A 17,565-nucleotide genomic window follows, 5' to 3' on the forward strand; every position below is an offset into this window, starting at 1 on the left:
TTTCATTTCTTCACGTCCATGAGACCTCCCCAGGTAAGAGCACAAGCTTTCCCTCCATATATCTGCTACATTTACTTTGCCTGTTTCGGATAGCTATTGGGCTTTGTTTTGTCATGCAAACTCACCCACAGACTTAAGCCTTATATGTAGTTCGTGTTCCTCAGACCGGAGTTTTGCCGCCGACTTCCTTCAGATTCCACCTCACGATGGACACCCTTGTCTTAAGCTAACGGTTGGCGCTATCAACCCCCGTATCGGACTTTCACCGACTAGCTTGCGCCCATGCTGGGCGCACATGAAAAAAAGATAAGCCCATTTTTTTGGGCTTATCCTTTTCTGATTCATTTATCATTATTTTGCTTTTTATCTCATTGCTCAAATCATCAGATTCCTTCAGCAACCTACTCTCAAATTCTTGGCTCAAGGAACCATCACGCAAATCAACTTTACATTTTTCTATACTTTTTCTTAATTGCTTAATTCTAGATAGAATTTGCTTTTCTTTTGCTAAACTGTTGTTGTTTCTGTTCACAGTAGGCTTGGATAATTCAAAATTGTATTGTTCATATGGCTCGTAACCATGTTCATCGCAGAACAACTTCATATCAGAAACGGTCTTACCGCAACAGCAACGAGCTGAAGCATATACACAACCACATTCTTTCGTCTCTGATGTAACAACCTCACATTCTTCATGTTGTTCTCCCAAATGACACAGATGATATATATTGTCAGGCTTTAGATAATTGCTTGAAGCATATACTCCGTAATCATCAAATTGAATTGCAAAGCAGAACACTAATGCTAGTATGATCAGTTTTGCTATGTTTTTCTTTCTTGAGCTCATAGTCGCTTAACACCACTTTTCTTAAAATCATATATCTTGTCCACCATAACTTTAAATATCATATTATAATTTTAGCAATACAACTTACATTATATTTCTATATTTTATAATACAACCCATATAAGTCAATATATTTATGTAAAGATTGCACTAGCGTGGTGTCATTTGTAACATAAATGTGTTTTTATGCCCTTTTATATGATAGTATCTATATACTTCCTCATTACTTCTATGGGCAACTGCCCGGGAGCTGACGCATTGACTCCTGCGGCAAAAGTCATGTCCGAACCAAAAACAAAAGCTGTCAATCGAGTGATACTTCCTATAGGTCCCATAGATATTCCAATTATAGGATTTGATATTTCTTTTCTGGCTCTGTAAGTAGCATTGAGAAGCTTCAATACATCTCCCTGATCCTTAGGCATCACAGCTATTTTAGATATGTCTGCGCCATTTTTAATCTGCTCTTTTATCTTTTCAACTATAAAGTTTTCTGAAGGAGTATCCGTAAAACTATGATATGATAATATAAGCTTTACATCCTTCTGTATCGCCAGGGACTTTATCTTCTCAATTCTCTCATTGCCAAAAGCCAACTCCACATCCATTACATCAATGAATCCTGTATCAACAACATCTGTGAACAATTTCAGTCTTGTCTCATCATCGATGTTCCTGTAACCGCCTTCATCATGGCTTCTGCAGGTAAATATTATTGGTATGCTCTCATTTTTTGATCTGATAATCTCCAATATATTCTTTACCTTGGAAACATCCAAGATACTTTCAAAATAATCAGCGCGCCATTCAATTACATCCGGTTTCATATTTATTACTTCATCAATTTCAGTTAAAATTGATACTTCATCTACAGAAGCCAACGGTACGCAAATAAGAGGTTTTTCCCCTCCTAATAACTTACTTCTAAGTTTTATAGGGTTTGGGGCTTGTAATCTCATGCATATTCCTCCAATTTATTATATTCTCAGAATTACAATATTATAGCATTATTTTCATAATTATGACAATCCCATATGCTTATTATATATCACATAGCACATGTTAAAACAGTATCAAAATAACCGTTGGAATTCCAACGGCTATTGTATAACTGCTGCCAAAAGCAGCAATCCCTCATTGTCTTCATAGATTCTGGGGAATTGGGATATGGGTAACGGATTAGTTCCTCTTCCTACTTCTATGGTGTAACCCGGTCTTCTATATTCTTGTATGAACCAGTCTTTATAACCTGCATATGAAGCTATTCCTACAGCTTGATCCAATACATAACCGCTGGCTCCGGACAAGGCCTGACCGATTCTAAGACTTTCCGGAGGAGCCAGATTCATGAAATTCCAGTATATTACTTCTCCTTGGCTATGATATGCCAATACAAGTCTTGGATCTATGGCATAGGTAATATCTCTTACAGCCCTAGTCTCAGGTTCAGAAAAGGGCTCAGGACCGGAATACCTGGTTGGGCCTGGACCTGTGATGCCGTATTGGGCTTCCGCTTCCTTGGATTCTTGCCATGCTGCATCATAGTTGTGGTTAAGATCCACACCTCTGATATTGGCTTGCCATACTTGGGAAAATGGTCTTCCTGTCGTATTCCACTGTAACAGCTGATTATAATAGGGATTGTTTCTATCCAATCCATTGAGTACAAGGTCAACTCCATCAGGATTCACCATAGGAAGAATATATATGGTGCTTCTCTCGAACAACCTCCTTATATCATATCCTCTTATGGCACGACCCTCCGCATAAGCCTTTGCATAATTCTCTACAAATTTCATCAACAGAGGTGTCGTAATCCACTCCAAAGCATGATGGGCACCATTATAAAACACCTTATTTGGTCCTGTTCCAAGCTTAATATAATAAAGTTCCTTACCTAAAATGCTTTGCCCAGCAGAGCCAAATTCCAAAAATGGGTATAGTCTTCTAAAGGCATCTATATCCCTCTCCATTATTTCATAGGTATAATCAATGCGAGTATCTACAACATCCAGCCAAGGTACTAAAATTCTCCTGGCCACTTGCAAGCTTTCGGGAATCAAACCCGGATTTGCAGCCATTATCCTGGCCACACTGGTTCCGTAGTTTTGTGCTATTTTATATAATGTATCTCCTGGTTTTATGGTATAAACAGAATAGCCCATAAACAAAGGTTCCATAACACCAAAGGTTATAGGTCCTACTATTCCATCGGCAGCAAGTCCATAATCCCTTTGAAAGGCTCTTACTGCATTTGCAGTGCCTGATCCGAATATGCCGTCTATTGAACCTCTATAATAACCTAATCTTTGCAGCAAAGACTGAACTTCCTTAACATCTGTACCCCTGGAACCTGTTCTCAATGTTCTCATTACATCACCTCACAATAAAAAGCTTGCTTCAATTCTTTTGGCTAAGAAATCTTGCCAAGTGGATTCCCTGGCAAAAAATAACCAAAGACTGCATAAATACTATTATCATTTTATGCAGCCTTTGGTTATGTGTGATATTAATTATTCTACATCCTGTACTACTTCCTCCAGCTTTTCTTCCAGCAAATAAGGATTATCAATGTACTTTCTCACAAGTTTAAGTGAGTTTGCAAAATAAAGGCCGTCACATATCCTTTCATCTATGGCAGCTCCAATTTCGCATACATTTCTTATTTTGACCTCATCATTTTCTACAACCGGAACTTTCTTTTCCTTACCCAATGAAATAAACATGCCCGTATTTCCAAAATCATATATGTGATGATATACATAGTCCAGTTTTATGGATTTCAGGTAGGTAAAAAATAATGTGGTATGAAACGGACTGGCTTCTATTATGAAGCTTGGCAATATATTCAGCTTATCCATCTGCTTTAACGTTCCTATCAAAATCTTCACAATAATATTGGGTAGAGACATGAGCCTGTCTGCAATCCTGTCAACTTTATTATTTGTGCCTACCTTTATGCTCTCAGCAATACTTTTCTCTATAATCTCTGCAACTTCATAAATATTTTCGTGACCTGTAAAGGTAAACTTCATAGTGGTTTCTTCTCCATAATCCTTTAAAGTTCTTTTTACAGTCAAGGATATCCAGATACGGTTTCTTGCATATAGCCTGTTGTTCATTACAAATCTGTTCAATTGAGGCCTTTGTGCTATAACACGTACGAATACTGCTATAAATAGATGCAAATAAGTTATTTTAAATCCCTGTTTTTGCTTTTCTTTGATATACTCGTTGATGGTATCAGTAGGAATTGTCATTTTGCTAAAAACATGTGCATCGCTTCTTTTTGTCATTATGTAAGGTATAATTTTGACATATGGGCTTATAGTTTTCAGTCTTCGTCCGTCATATCTGTTTGTAAAAATGTTCATAGTACACCGCCTTATTCATAGATAGTATAATTTTAACATAAAGCTTTCCATTTTTCATTACGGTTATTGTATGAAAGATTCATTCATCTGCGACTATATCAGATATGCAGAACTATGCCATTGATATTTTGTGAACAATTACATTCTACAGCTTGAACCACTTTATGAGGAGGAGTTTTGCTTCTTCCCTCTAATATCCCCAATTCCAATTATATACCAATATCCAAAAATACTGCATTAAAATACTAATAACATTTTATGCATCATAAAAGTCTTTAGTGTCTTTAAGCTTGTTTCTACATTATTAGCGCATATATGACAATGGTTTACATTAAACTTTATCTTGATTAAATATTCAATATCATTTATATATTTTTTAGAAAAAAGAAGGAATTTTTAAATAGCTGGCGAAATTTTCATATAATGTAACAATAATGTATGGAGATGCATAAAATGGATTCATTATCGTATATTGGCAATTTGTATGACAGGTTTAGCATATATTATAATACCAGTAGAAATGTAAATATTCTAAATGAATCTATTGACATCTTAGCGCAATATAAGGACATACAGGGGAGAACATTGCTTACTCAGAAGGATATAATAGATTCATTTGAAACTAATGAGATATGCTATATTAAAAAAATTGATAACATGGATATATCATCCTTAACAGCTTTCACAGAATTTTTAAAAAAAGCTATTGATACTTTTGTACAACCAAAAAGAGATCATATGTGCACCTACATAACAGGAGTTCTAGTAACAGAATGCCCCTTAAATGAAGATATTACGAGATTTGTTCAGAAATTCAAGTATAGCAAATCTTATTTATTCTCACTCCATGGTTGGAGTGAAATCAGACTTCTGGTCATTAACCCCGACATTGAGAAGATTATAGCTAATAGACCCGGTAAAAAAGTAATAAAGTTCTACAAGTTTTAATTAAAACTTGCGCTGTTATCTGGCAATATACTCAACTCAAATTGAGCTGAGTATATTAAATAAATCTTATGGGGGGTTTTATATGAACTCATTAGTACTTCTATTAATAGGGGCGATATTGTTTCTCATCGCCTATACTACTTATGGCGCTTACTTGGCAAAATCCTGGGGTATAGATCCCTCAAGAAAAACACCGGCTCACACCATGAGGGATGATATTGACTACTGCCCCTCCAATGCCAATGTCCTGTTGGGACACCACTTTTCATCAATTGCCGGTGCAGGCCCTATAACAGGTCCTATACAAGCAGCCATATTCGGATGGCTTCCTGTCTATCTTTGGATAGTTGTAGGAAGTATATTCTTTGGTGGTGTTCACGACTGGGGTGCTCTCTTTGCATCAGTAAGGCACAAAGGTAGTTCAATTGGAGAAATAATAAGAGAAAACCTTGGTCAAAAAGCTAAAACACTTTTTAACATCTATGCATGGCTCACGATAATTCTTATAGTTGCAGCTTTTACTGACATCTGTGCAGGTACTTTCGCTTACGATCCTGCTACAGGAGATCTGACAGGAGCCAGGGCGGGTACTGCATCTGTACTGTTCATCATTTTGGCTATGGCATTCGGTTATCTTGTATACAGAAAAGGAGCAAACCTGGCTATTTCTTCTATCTTTGGCGTTGCACTTTTATTCTTCTGCATTTATCTAGGCTACACATTCCCATTTATCAAGCTTTCCAAAATGGGTTGGAACATAATACTTATAATATATATCTGTGCAGCATCTACTCTACCTGTTTGGCTACTTTTACAACCTAGAGATTACTTATGCTCATACTTGCTGTATGCCATGTTGATAGGCGGATTCCTTGGTGTAATTATTGTCAGACCTGATATGGTAATAAATGCATCCAATGGGTTTGCTGTAGTTTCAGGCAACAGCACTTCATACTTATTCCCGATATTGTTTGTTACTGTAGCTTGCGGCGCAATATCCGGCTTCCATTCCCTTGTTGGCTCAGGAACATCATCAAAACAGGTAGACAATGAAAAGGATACCAAACTCATAGGTTATGGCGGCATGTTGATTGAAGGTCTAGTAGCCATACTGGCTTTAATATCCGTCGGTGCTTTCCAAGGCGCTTCCGGAACTCCAGCTGCTATCTTCTCATCCGGTATTGCTACCTTGATGAGCAGCTTCGGTATACCTGTAGAAGTAGGAAAAGTATTTATCATACTTGCATTCTCTGCATTTGCTTTAACTAGCCTTGATACTGCTACAAGAATCGGCAGATATGTATTCCAAGAATTCTTTGATAAAGCCGATGGCACTTCAACAAAATCAATAGGTTCTAACATGTATGTAGCTACTTTAGTAACTGTAGGTGCTTCCTGCATACTTCTAATGTATGGTTACACCAAGATATGGCCTATATTCGGATCAGCAAACCAGCTTCTAGCAGGTCTTGCATTGCTGGCTGTAACCGTATGGCTTGCAAATTCAGGCAAGAATTACAAGATGACCTTAATACCCATGATATTCATGTTTGCAGTTACATTGTCTGCTTTGTATCTGCTTATAAGAAACTTCTTAAAAGCAGGAAACATCATATTGTGCGTAATAGCAGTTTTGCTTTTCATCCTTGCAATAGTTCTCATATATACTGCTGCTACTATCATGAAGAACAGAAAATCAAAAGATTTGAGCGCATAAAGAAAGGGGGCGAAAGCCCCCTTTCTTATTTAAAAAAATATATGAGTCAGATACTGATCTATTAATACAAGAGCTGCTATAACAAATACATAATAGGAAAAGACTCGCATTTTGCCCTTCTTCAGCATTCCTATAAAATATTTAATGGATATGTATCCAAATATGGCTGCAAATATAAAGCCCGCTCCTAAGCTTGCAGGATAAAGATTTCCAACTCCCGCTTCAAGAATATCCTTCATGTCAAACACAGCTGCCCCAAGTATGGCTGGTATAGATAATAAAAAAGAAAATCTTGCAGCAAAATCCTTATCCATGTTTCTAAACAAAGCTCCCGATATGGTGAGACCTGATCTGGAAACAGCAGGCAGTATGGCAGCACCCTGCATCACTCCTACAAATGCAGCATCCAGGTAAGTGGTTTCTTCCACATCCTTATATCCTCTGCTTAGATTTTCTGCAAAAAATAAAACTAAGCCAGTAACTAAAAACTCAAATCCCAATGTCTTCCCACTGGCAAACAACTCTTCAAAAAAATCCTTAAACACAACTCCAATGATTCCAGTGGGTATAGTACCTGCTATCAATAACAGCGTCAACTTCTGAAATGGTTTTCTTAATATAGAAACTATATCCTTCCAAAATACAGCAATAACTGCCACTAAAGTTCCTAAGTGTACCACTATGTCAAAAGTTAAGGTAGGTTCTGTCACCCCTAATATCTTCTGAAAAAGCACCAAATGCCCAGAACTGCTTATAGGCAAGAACTCCGTTATGCCTTGTATGATACCCAGCAATATTGCTTGAATTAGATTCATTTCGTCAACTCCTTTTCCAGTAATATAATCATTATACATTATATCATCTTTAGACGATGTAAGGTTAATTATTCTTCAATAAAATTAACGGACAGAAGCAAATCCTGTCCGTTAAAATTTTCTCTCCAGCTGCTTTTCAATGATTTCCGTAATAGCTTCTTTCCCATACCCATCTGGCAATGTGTTCCTGATATCTAAAGCTTTTTTGATGAACTTTCTTGCCAGGCCCTTTGTCCTGTCAAGGCCTCCGCTTTCTATGACGCATTTCAGAAGGCTTTCCCCTCCATCTTCCTCAATCATATCTATAGCTTTAATTGTTTTTTCCTTATAAGGACTGTTCAATGAATATATGATGGGTAGTGTGAATATTCCTTGTTTGGCATCGCTTAATAAAGGCTTGCCGACTGTTTTCTCATTGCCGGTAAAATCCAATATGTCATCTACTATCTGAAAAGCCATTCCAATATTTTTCCCAATATTCGTCAGCTTTTTTGTCAAATTCCTATCACAACCAGCCTTATGGGCTCCTACAGCAATGCTCAGTGAGAATAGGACTGCTGTTTTACCTCCTATTCTTTTTAGATATTTTCTCACACTTACAGTTTGATCGTATCTTTGCTCATTTTGATCTATTTCACTATCACATATAAAAGCAATAGCCTTCGACATATCCTTCATCATATCCACTTCAGCCATATCAGCCACAAGCATAAAAGCCCTTGTAAATAGGAAATCTCCACAATATACTGCGGTATTTTTGCCCAATGTAGCTTGTATGGTCTTGGTGCCTCTGCGGGTTTCCGCATCGTCTATTATATCATCATGTATCAAAGTAGCCATATGCATTATTTCTATAGATGTAGCAAGGGGTATTATTATCTCGCTTTTATAATCACCAAAAGTAGCTCCTATTATGGTCAAGGTCGGCCTTAGCCTTTTCCCTCCGCTTTTTACAAACCTTTCTAAAGCTTCCTCCACCATTTTGCTTCTAGTTTTTAAAGTCTTAATTAAATGATCCTCTACTTTGCTAAGCTCCAGGGCCAAAAAATCTTTATCCTTCACGGGTTATGCACCCCCTATCTTTAGAATCTTCTTTACAGGTTCAACAGTAAATTGAACAATGAAGCCTATCAGAATTCCTGTTATGACTCCTGATATTAGCAGCACCGGAAGATAGTAGAATAATCGAACATTAGATATTACAAGGCTTGCAACTCCAATTTGGCCAATATTGTGAAAAACTGCTCCAACAGTGCTTATTGTAGGTATGCTAAATGAATTTTTATGCCTTAAATACAAGTAAGCCATTACGGCGGTACTCAGAACTCCTCCTGCCAAGCTATATAAAAAACCGGATAAACCTCCACCGAACATAGACCCCAACAGTGTCCTTAATGTCACCACCAGAACAGCCTCTTTAAATCCAAATAGAATAATTGTTATAAGGCTTATTATATTTGCAAGACCCAGCTTTACGCCAGGCACAGGTACAGGAACAGGTATTGCTCTCTCTATAACATAAAGAACCAATGCCTGTGAAACCAGTATGCTCAATAATACCATTTTTTTTACTTTGGTCAATATCAACACTTCCTACTGAGAAACACTGTCTACTTCGGGTTTTTCATTACCTTCTATGAATATTTGGACTCTATTGGGCAAACACACTATGCTCTCTCCTACTTTATTTATGATGCCTGTTTTTACGCATATTTTGTCAGGACAAATTACATCAGACACATAGGCGCCTTCCGCATTTATGACAATATCAATATGCCTTCCTTCTTCCAAATCTATATGAACATACTTTTCTTCTTTTAATTTGTTCATATCTATCCTGTCATATTCTTTCCCATTTACGGATATAACAGCTGTCTTTTCTCCCGTTTCCTTGTATATATAATTGAGTCCAAAATATGATATGGCTGCTATTAATACTATCAATAGCAACAGCATATCACCTTTCTTAAATTTCACCATAACCACCGACCTGTTGTTTCTCTAAAATATAAACTTTATACCATTTTATTCTAATACGAGTCATATTTCAATACTCTTAAAAAATCCCGTTACCCATCAACGTCACTGAACCAAACCGCCCTAAGTTCCCGTCATTTTACAAGACGGGTATCATAGGGCGGTTTATTCCAGCATGGACTCGACTAGCATTCAGCGGGGGTTTTTCATATATCCGTTATATGGAATAATTCTTCTGAATGAAGTCTCATTTGAGGTAACGGGATTTAAACATCAATCAAAGTATAAATTGTGCCTTCGTGCGAAATTGGTATTAGCCCACCATTTTTTAATCCATGGTATTACATAGTGATCCAAACCAAATGACCTGCCTGCTCCACCCATAAGTGCAATAGCAGCAAACACATACCAGAGAATATCGTATCCAGCCATGGCAGATAATATAAAGTTGGCAGCCAAACCTATAGATGCTGCTGAAGCAAGGAATGTAAATAATCCGGCTATCAATGCCAAACCAATGCCTATTTCTGTGATTACCACCATAGTCTGGAACAACATTGCATTAGGTGCAACCACTGTATCCATAAACCACTGATATATTGCGGGAGGTGCCGACAATATGGGTGTAACTCCTGAAGCTGCAGCCGTAGTAGCGCTTGAAGTAGCTTCCGCCATCTGGGTAGCTCCTGAACCGCCTGCTATTTGCACAATCTTGATGTTACCAGGTTCCAACCAGCCATCTTTTACCTTGTTTAATCCTTCTATAAGCCATAGTATTCCTACATATATTCTTAATGGTATAAGCCATAGAGTCTGAGTCCTAAATGATAAATGACCTCCAACAAAGGATCTTCTGTCCTGCATATGGAAGAATTCATGTCGTAAATAGTTCCATATTAATCTTATTCCGCCTACACCCCAGAGATAATGCAAGTTAACCAAATGCTTCATCAACATAGCAAAGAAACCGCTTAATTGAACTCCCATCAACTCAGCTACACAGTAATGACTTCCTACGGAAACCATGAAACCATGGGTCTTTAACTCAAATTTTTGTTTTTCCTTCTTTTCTATGTCTGCTATAATATTCTTTGCCGCACATGCACCACTTTGTATAGCGGTTTCAACTATTTGAGGGATTGGTTTTCCGTTAATTTCGTAATATGCATTATCGCCTACCGCATATATATTATCCTTGTCAGCAGTCTGCAAGAAATCATTTACTTGTACCCTATTTCTCTTTCCTTCGGTAAAACCTGTTTCCATATTGAAGGAATTTCCCTGTACACCACAAGTCCAAATCAATGTTTCTGTGTCAATCTTTGTTCCATCCTTAAGCTCTATGCCATCTTCAGTGGCTTTCACTATGGCAGAGCCTGTAAGAACCTTAACACCCTTTTTCTGCATATATCTTTTGGCTTTTTCCTGCATCTTGGGTTTCAATATGGGAAGTATATTGGGCATAGCCTCAATATTATATAATGAAACCTCCGATTCCGGAATATCATGTTGAGCGCAGAGAAGCTTCTTCCATTCCATGAGCTCTCCCACAACTTCTACCCCTGTAAAACCCGAACCTGCAACAACTATTGTCAGCAGTTTCTTCCTCTTCACAGGATCCTTTTCTTCTCTTGCTCTTCTGAAAATATCTTCTATGTGATGTCTAATCTTAAGGGCATCCTTTAAGGACCAGATAGTAAAGCCATGTTCTTTTACTCCGGGAACACCGAAAAATGCAGGTTCACTTCCTACACCAAGAACAAGATAATCATACTCGTAGCTTGTCCTTTCAGATATAACTAACTGTTTTTCTTTGTCAACCTTAACAATTTCATCTGTAACCAACTCAACCTTTGTAGCCTTAAAAACCTGATATAGGTCTACCATAACACTCTCTTTTTCAGTTCTATGTCCAGCAATCTCATGAAGTTCGGTAAGCAGAGTGTGGTATGGATTTCGATCAATCAGTGTTATCTTTACACTGTCATCATTTCTAAATCTTTTGTTTAAGACTTTAGCAGCTTCTACCCCTGCATATCCAGCGCCAAGAATAACAATCTTAGTCTTAGCTTCCATTTTAACCCTCCTATGATATTTTTCTTAACAGAAAAGACAATAAAAGCCTCCAATGATAACTGACCTGTATAATGTCCTAGTACCACACTTATGAATGCGTATGCATTATTTAATTACTTTATGCTCAAATTTTATGCATTTTTTTGGTAACATTTGGCTTTAGCCTTACTCTGTTATACTAATTTATTGCTTTAGGTTGTTTGAGAAATATCTAACAACCTGAGTCAATTAGTAGCTTGCTTAATATAGTATATAATTATTTATGATATATTTCAATAAATATTTTGTGATAAAAATAATTCTTATTTTATTCAAATTATATTCATATGTAAACCAATAATATTCATTTGTTTATTGTTAAATACTATGATAAAATTCTATTGTGAAAACTCTTTTTATCTAATATATGGAGGTATAGTATGAAATTTATAAATAAAAAAAATATTATATTACTATTGATTCTCTCCATATTTTGCTCTTTATCAATTGGATGTATTCCTAAAGAGAATCAATCTAATACCCCTTTGACAAAATCCAACTACCTGTTAGGCACCCAGGTTAGTATAACCCTTTATGACAGCCAGAATGAAAGAATCATTGATGAAGCCTTCAAGCGAATCAGTGAAATTGAATCCAAAATGAGCATAAACAACGAAAACCCAAGTGAAATTACAAAATTGAATGAAGCCTCAGGTACACAAGATGTAAAATTAAGTGAAGATACATTTTATGTTTTAGAAAAAGGGCGATATTATTCCAAATTATCAGATGGAAAATTCGATATAACAATAGGTCCCCTAGTCAAGCTTTGGAACATAGGCACTTCAAATGCCGCCATCCCAGACAATAACTTATTGGTAGAGAAATTAAAGCTGGTTGATTATAATAAGCTGTCTTTAAATAAGGATAATCTCACTGCAAAGCTTGAGTTAAGCGGCATGATAGTAGACTTGGGAGGAATAGCCAAAGGCTATGCAGCCGATGAAGTTGCAACCATACTAAAGAAACATGGCGTTAATCATGCCATCATCAATCTTGGCGGAAATATACTTGCTCTCGGCGCCAATGTTAATAAGCAGCCATGGAAAATAGGCATTCAGGATCCTTTTTATCCTCGCAACGACTACATGGGAATAGTTGAAGTCATTGATAAGGCTGTAGTCACTTCAGGAATATACGAAAGATATTTCGAAGTCGACGGAAAAAGATACCACCATATACTGGATCCCAAAACCGGTTATCCTGCGGATAATGGTTTAGCCGGTGTATCAATAATTACCGATAAATCCATTGATGCCGATGGTCTTTCTACTTCTATATTCCTTTTAGGTGTAGATAAGGGGCTGGAGCTTATCGAGAGTTTGGATAATACAGAAGCCATATTTATAACTACAGACAAAAAGGTGTATTTATCCTCAGGACTTAAAAGTAACTTTACACTTGTAAATAAGGAATACACGATAATGAACTAATATATATTACCCCTTGGGCTTAAATATAATGGAAGCTATAAACCCAAATATGATAGCCGATGATATACCGGCACTGGTAAGCTTAAAAATTCCTATCAATACTCCTATGGCTCCGTGTTCATTTAGCTCTTCCAGTGCTCCTTTTAAAAGGGCATTACCAAAGTTTGATATTGGAACAGTGGCTCCAGCACCAGCAAATTTCACAAGAGGTTCATATAAACCAAGACCACTTAAAATAGCACCTGCTACTACAAGAGTGCTCATAGTATGGGCAGGAGTGAGCCTAAAAACATCCATCATTATCTGGCCTATAACGCATATGGCTCCGCCCACTATAAAAGCCCAAATAATCTTTTCCAAAATAAAACCTCCTTACATTTCAATTGCTACTGCATGAGCTATGCAGGGTATGCTTTCCTTTTGCTGATAGGATAAGGGTGAATGAAGAGCTCCTGTTGCCACTGCCAGCATCTTTTTGATATGACCTTCCCTCATCTTTTTAAGCAAATGGCCATATACAGTTACAGCGGAACTGGCACAACCGCTTCCTCCAGCAAAAACCTGAGGTTGCTTTTCCCTGTCATAAATCATCATTCCGCAATCCATAAATTTTTTCTCGTCTATATTAATTCCATCTTCTTTGAACTTATCCAGAGCGATTTTGTGACCTACAGCTCCCAAATCACCAGTAACTATTATGTCATAATAATCCGGTTCTATTCCTAAGTCCCTCAGATGAGCTTCTATGGTATCAACCGCTGCCGGCGCCATGGCCGCTCCCATGTTAAATGGATCAGTAAGTCCCATATCCACTATTCTTCCTACGGTTGCAGCAGTAACCTTGGGACCTTTGCCTTCAGAAGCTAACAGGCATGCTCCCGCTCCGGTGACAGTCCATTGCGATGTAGGCGGTTTCTGTGCTCCGTATTCATTCGGATATCTATACTGCTTTTCTGCACAATTATTGTGGCTACATGCTCCTGTAAGTACATATTTAACTTTTTGTCCATCTACAAAAGATGCTGCTATGGTAAGGCCTTCCATGGAACTGGAACATGCTCCATATATGCCTAAATAAGGTATTCCTATGGTTCTTGCAGCAAAACTGCTTGATATGATTTGATTTATTAGATCTCCGCTGATAAAAATGCCTACGTCATATTTGCTTACTCCAGCTTTTTCCAAAGCCTTTGTGGCTGCCTGCTCCAGCATGAGCTTTTCTGCTTTCTCGAAGCTATCCTGACCAATATATGGGTCATCATGCAAAATATCTATATCCTCACTCAAGGGACCCTCTGCCTCTAATGGACCTCCAACGGTTGCAGAAGAAATAATTACAGGCTTAGACTCAAAAACGAAGCTTTGATTGCCTTTAACCATTTACATCCCTCCTATATAGTTAATCACCATTTTTACTACAGCAACAGCAAAAGCAGATACAGTTCCAAAAACAATTACAGGCCCTGCCACCTTAAACATATTTCCTCCTACTCCTAAAACATATCCTTCACTTCTATGTTCTATAGCAGCTGAGGAAATAGTATTTGCAAAACCTGTTATTGGCACCGCAGTACCTGCTCCCGCCCATTGCGCAATGGTGTCATATACTCCCAAACCCGTAAGCAGAATTGATATTATTATCAATGTTGCTGCTGTAGGATCGCCGGCATTCTTTTCAGTATATCCAAAATACTTTATAAAGAAAAATTGAAGTATTTGACCAAAAGCACATATGCTTCCACCTACAATGAAAGCTTTTATGCAGTTTGCTACAACAGGTCTTTTAGGCTCTCGCTGCTGTGCAAAATCCTTATATTTTTGCTGTTCAAGGTTCAAGTTGTTTTTATTGCTAGACATTGTAAAACCTCCCCATTACTAAATAACTTCTGCAATATTAAATTAAGTTGTCAGTAGCATAAATATAGTTTGCTCAAAAAATTAAAAAAAATAGGCTCTACGGCCTATTTTCATTAATGATTGATATATCTTTTTTTCGCTATTATTTCAAAGGCTTTTTTATAAGCTCCTTTGTCGCTCAAATATAATCTGAACTTTCCTGATAATCTCTTATTATAAACTAATTTTTTACAATTAAGCTTATTCCAATCAATAAATCCGTCATCTTTCATTGTTTTTGCTTCATATCTCATGTCTTCAGACATATGCAACACCTCTTTCCGATACCTTCTCACTTATGAAACAATGTTTGTTGAAGTTAAGACAGATGTTAACACCTTGCCTTGTTATATTTTAAATGCTACCATAGCATAATGTTCTATGTCAAATCTAAAGATTTGCATTTCGTGGCCAACTTTCAATGTAATTTAATACATCAATTCCTATTATAGATATGCATTCATCAATATTAGCCGGTATTACAAATATCTCTCCTTTCTCCAAACATGATTCTTTACCTTTAAAGCACAATAATCCTCTGCCGGAAATTACAGTTATTATCCTCGGTTCATCGCATCTTTGCATAATAGATTCTTCATCTTTCAAAGTTACAAATCTTGCTCCAAAATGCTCGTATTGTCCAATAGTGACCAATCTGGAATCTTCACTGGACTTACTATATATGTTTATGATGTTTTCAGCAGTTATATAATTATCAATTTTTATAGTTCTTATAGCTTTGTCTATATGAAGCTCTCTCTGTTTTCCATTCTCCACTCTGTTCCAGTCATATAACCTATACGTTACATTGGAAGCCTGCTGAAGTTCATAAACCAATACTCCCTTTCCCAAAGCATGAACTGTTCCGGAGGGGATGAAAATGCAATCACCCTTCTTTACATTTATCCTATTCATCAAATTTATTATGGAACCATCTAAAGCAGCTTCATGTATAATTTTTTTGTCATAAAAATCATTAAATCCATAGAAAATTAATGAGTCTTTTTCACAGTCCAAAACCACCCATAGCTCATCTTTTCCGCTGTTTCCATCATTAAGTTCCAATGCTGTTTCCTTATCGGGATGTACTTGTATGGAAAGATTATCCCATGCATCTATTAACTTTATTGTAATGGGCATAGCTTGTTTCCGACCGTCAAATTCTATACTTTCCCCAATTTTCCCAGAGAAATATTTATTATAATCCTTTAATCTATATCCACCCCAAATTTTTTCACATAATTCTGGTACGGTTTTATATGGAAACATAAAAAAACCCCCGATTAATCAGATTGCACTTCTCTATTACAATCTATTAATGGTGGCTTTTCCCTGCTACTAATATGATTTAATTATTTGAATAATTATGAATTATATAATGTACAGTATTCTGCTCTCAGGGAAGTAGTTTCTTATGGCTTTTTGAAAAAATTCTTTCATATCTTCTATCTGCTCTTTATTATATATATATTTGCCATATCCAAATTGTCCAAATCTATAGCTCCTGTTTCCTTCATTCATAGGTAAAGTAGTCCCTGGAAATACTTGAAGAATTTTATTTTTAGCTTTAGCAGTGAATCTATGGGATATGATTTCAAAACTTATATCCTTATTTGATATATGGCAAATATTATCTTTTAACATTTTCAAAAGAGCATCATATTCTTTTTTCCAATCTTCTTCCAAAAACACAGGAGCAATAAGAAAGCCTGTAGGATACCCCTTTTCTATCACCTTTGCAGCAGCTTCTATTCTCTTCCTTGCTGATGGTGTCTTATGTTCATAGTTATTAATTACCTCATCTATGTTTAAACTGAATCTGACAGATGTATTACCTCTATGCTCTGCATCAATAAAGTCTTCAACATTTGAAAATTTCGTCACAAACCTAAATCTTGCATTAGGCCTCTCGGCAAAAAATTCAATTGCTTTAGTTAGCCCCTTGGTATAAGGCTCAACGGGAAGGGGATCAGATGTTGCAGATCCTTCAAATATGGTTATATCATCTCTCCTTTCCTTAATATACTTATCTGCCTGAGCAAGAATCTCTTCTATATTTACATATGCTCTTATATACGGCTTATCCCCCAACTGAGTATTTAAATAGCAATACTCACATTGTCCAACACAGCCCGATACCAAGGGAAGCTGAAAATGAGCAGAAGGTTTGCATGTCTGAAATTTCAAGGTTTTCCTGACGCCAATGACCAAGGTCCTTTTCCCTTCTGCATATTTTTCTGCCGGACTATCTCCCGGTATACCCTGAACTCTATTTGAGCTTAGGCTTATGATTTCTATACCTTTGCTGCGAAAATAATCAAAAAGCTCTACAGCCTTTTTATATTGAAATGCATCTTTTTCAAAAATCACTCTATCTGGGATAAACATGACAATACCTCATAATCTTGGTTCCTCATACTCTTTAGTATCATATATTATAAGC

18 protein-coding genes are annotated in these 17,565 nt (G+C 36.8%); 3 read left to right on the plus strand and 15 right to left on the minus strand.

The window, feature by feature from the left end:
• Nucleotides 1–262: 262 nt before the first annotated feature.
• The 4 genes from BUB48_RS05585 to BUB48_RS05600 all read right to left on the minus strand — a co-directional run bounded on the left by BUB48_RS05585 (nt 263) and on the right by BUB48_RS05600 (nt 4,221).
• Nucleotides 263–847 carry a hypothetical protein gene (locus BUB48_RS05585; RefSeq protein WP_073025269.1) on the minus strand — a complete coding sequence of 195 codons (585 nt, stop codon included), beginning with the start codon at nt 845–847 and terminating at the stop codon, nt 263–265.
• 194 nt (nt 848–1,041) lie between these two features.
• The gene (gene aroD / locus BUB48_RS05590) at nt 1,042–1,806 is read right to left on the minus strand and encodes a type I 3-dehydroquinate dehydratase (RefSeq protein ID WP_073025270.1); all 765 of its coding nucleotides are present in this window, start codon (nt 1,804–1,806) and stop codon (nt 1,042–1,044) included.
• Nucleotides 1,807–1,947: 141 nt separating this feature from the next.
• Nucleotides 1,948–3,219, minus strand: coding sequence for a M14 family metallopeptidase (locus tag BUB48_RS05595; RefSeq protein ID WP_073025271.1), 1,272 nt, complete (start codon nt 3,217–3,219; stop codon nt 1,948–1,950).
• 141 nt (nt 3,220–3,360) lie between these two features.
• Entirely contained in the window at nt 3,361–4,221 is an 861-nt protein-coding gene (locus BUB48_RS05600; RefSeq protein ID WP_073025272.1) for a 2-oxo acid dehydrogenase subunit E2, read from the minus strand.
• A 453-nt stretch (nt 4,222–4,674) separates the two neighbouring features.
• Here BUB48_RS05600 and BUB48_RS05605 point away from each other — a divergent pair, with 453 nt between their 5' ends.
• Both BUB48_RS05605 and BUB48_RS05610 read left to right on the plus strand, forming a co-directional pair.
• Complete coding sequence (locus BUB48_RS05605) at nt 4,675–5,169, plus strand: hypothetical protein (protein WP_073025273.1); 495 nt, start codon at nt 4,675–4,677, stop codon at nt 5,167–5,169.
• An 82-nt stretch (nt 5,170–5,251) separates the two neighbouring features.
• Nucleotides 5,252–6,886: a carbon starvation CstA family protein gene (locus BUB48_RS05610; RefSeq protein WP_073025274.1), complete on the plus strand. Its 1,635-nt coding sequence runs from the start codon at nt 5,252–5,254 to the stop codon at nt 6,884–6,886.
• 29 nt (nt 6,887–6,915) lie between these two features.
• Here BUB48_RS05610 and uppP read toward each other — a convergent pair whose 3' ends face one another.
• The 5 genes from uppP to BUB48_RS05635 form a co-directional block, all read right to left on the minus strand.
• Nucleotides 6,916–7,701 carry an undecaprenyl-diphosphatase UppP gene (uppP, locus tag BUB48_RS05615; protein ID WP_073025275.1) on the minus strand — a complete coding sequence of 262 codons (786 nt, stop codon included), beginning with the start codon at nt 7,699–7,701 and terminating at the stop codon, nt 6,916–6,918.
• A gap of 111 nt (nt 7,702–7,812) precedes the next feature.
• Complete coding sequence (locus tag BUB48_RS05620; protein ID WP_073025276.1) at nt 7,813–8,763, minus strand: polyprenyl synthetase family protein; 951 nt, start codon at nt 8,761–8,763, stop codon at nt 7,813–7,815.
• A gap of 3 nt (nt 8,764–8,766) precedes the next feature.
• Nucleotides 8,767–9,291: a Gx transporter family protein gene (locus BUB48_RS05625; RefSeq protein ID WP_408631040.1), complete on the minus strand. Its 525-nt coding sequence runs from the start codon at nt 9,289–9,291 to the stop codon at nt 8,767–8,769.
• A gap of 3 nt (nt 9,292–9,294) precedes the next feature.
• On the minus strand, nt 9,295–9,681 hold the full coding sequence (locus tag BUB48_RS05630) for a NusG domain II-containing protein (RefSeq protein ID WP_073025277.1): 387 nt from the start codon (nt 9,679–9,681) through the stop codon (nt 9,295–9,297).
• Between the two features lie 270 nt (nt 9,682–9,951).
• Nucleotides 9,952–11,754, minus strand: coding sequence for an FAD-dependent oxidoreductase (locus BUB48_RS05635; RefSeq protein ID WP_073025278.1), 1,803 nt, complete (start codon nt 11,752–11,754; stop codon nt 9,952–9,954).
• A 419-nt stretch (nt 11,755–12,173) separates the two neighbouring features.
• Between BUB48_RS05635 and BUB48_RS05640 the strand changes: the two genes are divergently transcribed.
• Complete coding sequence (locus BUB48_RS05640) at nt 12,174–13,226, plus strand: FAD:protein FMN transferase (protein WP_073025279.1); 1,053 nt, start codon at nt 12,174–12,176, stop codon at nt 13,224–13,226.
• 6 nt (nt 13,227–13,232) lie between these two features.
• Here BUB48_RS05640 and spoVAE read toward each other — a convergent pair whose 3' ends face one another.
• From spoVAE to splB, 6 genes are all read right to left on the minus strand, one after another.
• The gene (gene spoVAE / locus BUB48_RS05645; RefSeq protein ID WP_073025280.1) at nt 13,233–13,586 is read right to left on the minus strand and encodes a stage V sporulation protein AE; all 354 of its coding nucleotides are present in this window, start codon (nt 13,584–13,586) and stop codon (nt 13,233–13,235) included.
• Between the two features lie 12 nt (nt 13,587–13,598).
• Nucleotides 13,599–14,606, minus strand: coding sequence for a stage V sporulation protein AD (gene spoVAD, locus BUB48_RS05650; protein WP_073025281.1), 1,008 nt, complete (start codon nt 14,604–14,606; stop codon nt 13,599–13,601).
• On the minus strand, nt 14,607–15,083 hold the full coding sequence (gene spoVAC / locus BUB48_RS05655; RefSeq protein WP_073025282.1) for a stage V sporulation protein AC: 477 nt from the start codon (nt 15,081–15,083) through the stop codon (nt 14,607–14,609).
• A 113-nt stretch (nt 15,084–15,196) separates the two neighbouring features.
• The gene (locus BUB48_RS05660; protein ID WP_073025283.1) at nt 15,197–15,388 is read right to left on the minus strand and encodes a hypothetical protein; all 192 of its coding nucleotides are present in this window, start codon (nt 15,386–15,388) and stop codon (nt 15,197–15,199) included.
• A 124-nt stretch (nt 15,389–15,512) separates the two neighbouring features.
• Nucleotides 15,513–16,391 carry a class I mannose-6-phosphate isomerase gene (locus tag BUB48_RS05665; protein ID WP_073025284.1) on the minus strand — a complete coding sequence of 293 codons (879 nt, stop codon included), beginning with the start codon at nt 16,389–16,391 and terminating at the stop codon, nt 15,513–15,515.
• Between the two features lie 102 nt (nt 16,392–16,493).
• Nucleotides 16,494–17,510, minus strand: a complete 1,017-nt coding sequence (splB, locus tag BUB48_RS05670; RefSeq protein WP_073025285.1) for a spore photoproduct lyase — start codon at nt 17,508–17,510, stop codon at nt 16,494–16,496.
• Between the last annotated feature and the right edge of the window lie 55 nt (nt 17,511–17,565).

Source organism: Lutispora thermophila DSM 19022 (assembly GCF_900142105.1).
GTDB lineage: Bacteria > Bacillota > Clostridia > Lutisporales > Lutisporaceae > Lutispora > Lutispora thermophila.

Coding starts and splice junctions, on each gene's coding strand:
- BUB48_RS05595 (WP_073025271.1), bottom strand. CDS start 3,219: ATGAGAACATTGAGAACAGGTTCCAGGGGTACAGATGTTAAGGAAGTT.
- BUB48_RS05640 (WP_073025279.1), top strand. CDS start 12,174: ATGAAATTTATAAATAAAAAAAATATTATATTACTATTGATTCTCTCC.
- uppP (WP_073025275.1), bottom strand. CDS start 7,701: ATGAATCTAATTCAAGCAATATTGCTGGGTATCATACAAGGCATAACG.
- BUB48_RS05585 (WP_073025269.1), bottom strand. CDS start 847: ATGAGCTCAAGAAAGAAAAACATAGCAAAACTGATCATACTAGCATTA.
- splB (WP_073025285.1), bottom strand. CDS start 17,510: ATGTTTATCCCAGATAGAGTGATTTTTGAAAAAGATGCATTTCAATAT.
- spoVAC (WP_073025282.1), bottom strand. CDS start 15,083: ATGTCTAGCAATAAAAACAACTTGAACCTTGAACAGCAAAAATATAAG.
- spoVAD (WP_073025281.1), bottom strand. CDS start 14,606: ATGGTTAAAGGCAATCAAAGCTTCGTTTTTGAGTCTAAGCCTGTAATT.
- BUB48_RS05630 (WP_073025277.1), bottom strand. CDS start 9,681: ATGGTGAAATTTAAGAAAGGTGATATGCTGTTGCTATTGATAGTATTA.
- BUB48_RS05635 (WP_073025278.1), bottom strand. CDS start 11,754: ATGGAAGCTAAGACTAAGATTGTTATTCTTGGCGCTGGATATGCAGGG.
- BUB48_RS05660 (WP_073025283.1), bottom strand. CDS start 15,388: ATGTCTGAAGACATGAGATATGAAGCAAAAACAATGAAAGATGACGGA.
- BUB48_RS05600 (WP_073025272.1), bottom strand. CDS start 4,221: ATGAACATTTTTACAAACAGATATGACGGACGAAGACTGAAAACTATA.
- BUB48_RS05610 (WP_073025274.1), top strand. CDS start 5,252: ATGAACTCATTAGTACTTCTATTAATAGGGGCGATATTGTTTCTCATC.
- BUB48_RS05605 (WP_073025273.1), top strand. CDS start 4,675: ATGGATTCATTATCGTATATTGGCAATTTGTATGACAGGTTTAGCATA.
- aroD (WP_073025270.1), bottom strand. CDS start 1,806: ATGAGATTACAAGCCCCAAACCCTATAAAACTTAGAAGTAAGTTATTA.
- BUB48_RS05665 (WP_073025284.1), bottom strand. CDS start 16,391: ATGTTTCCATATAAAACCGTACCAGAATTATGTGAAAAAATTTGGGGT.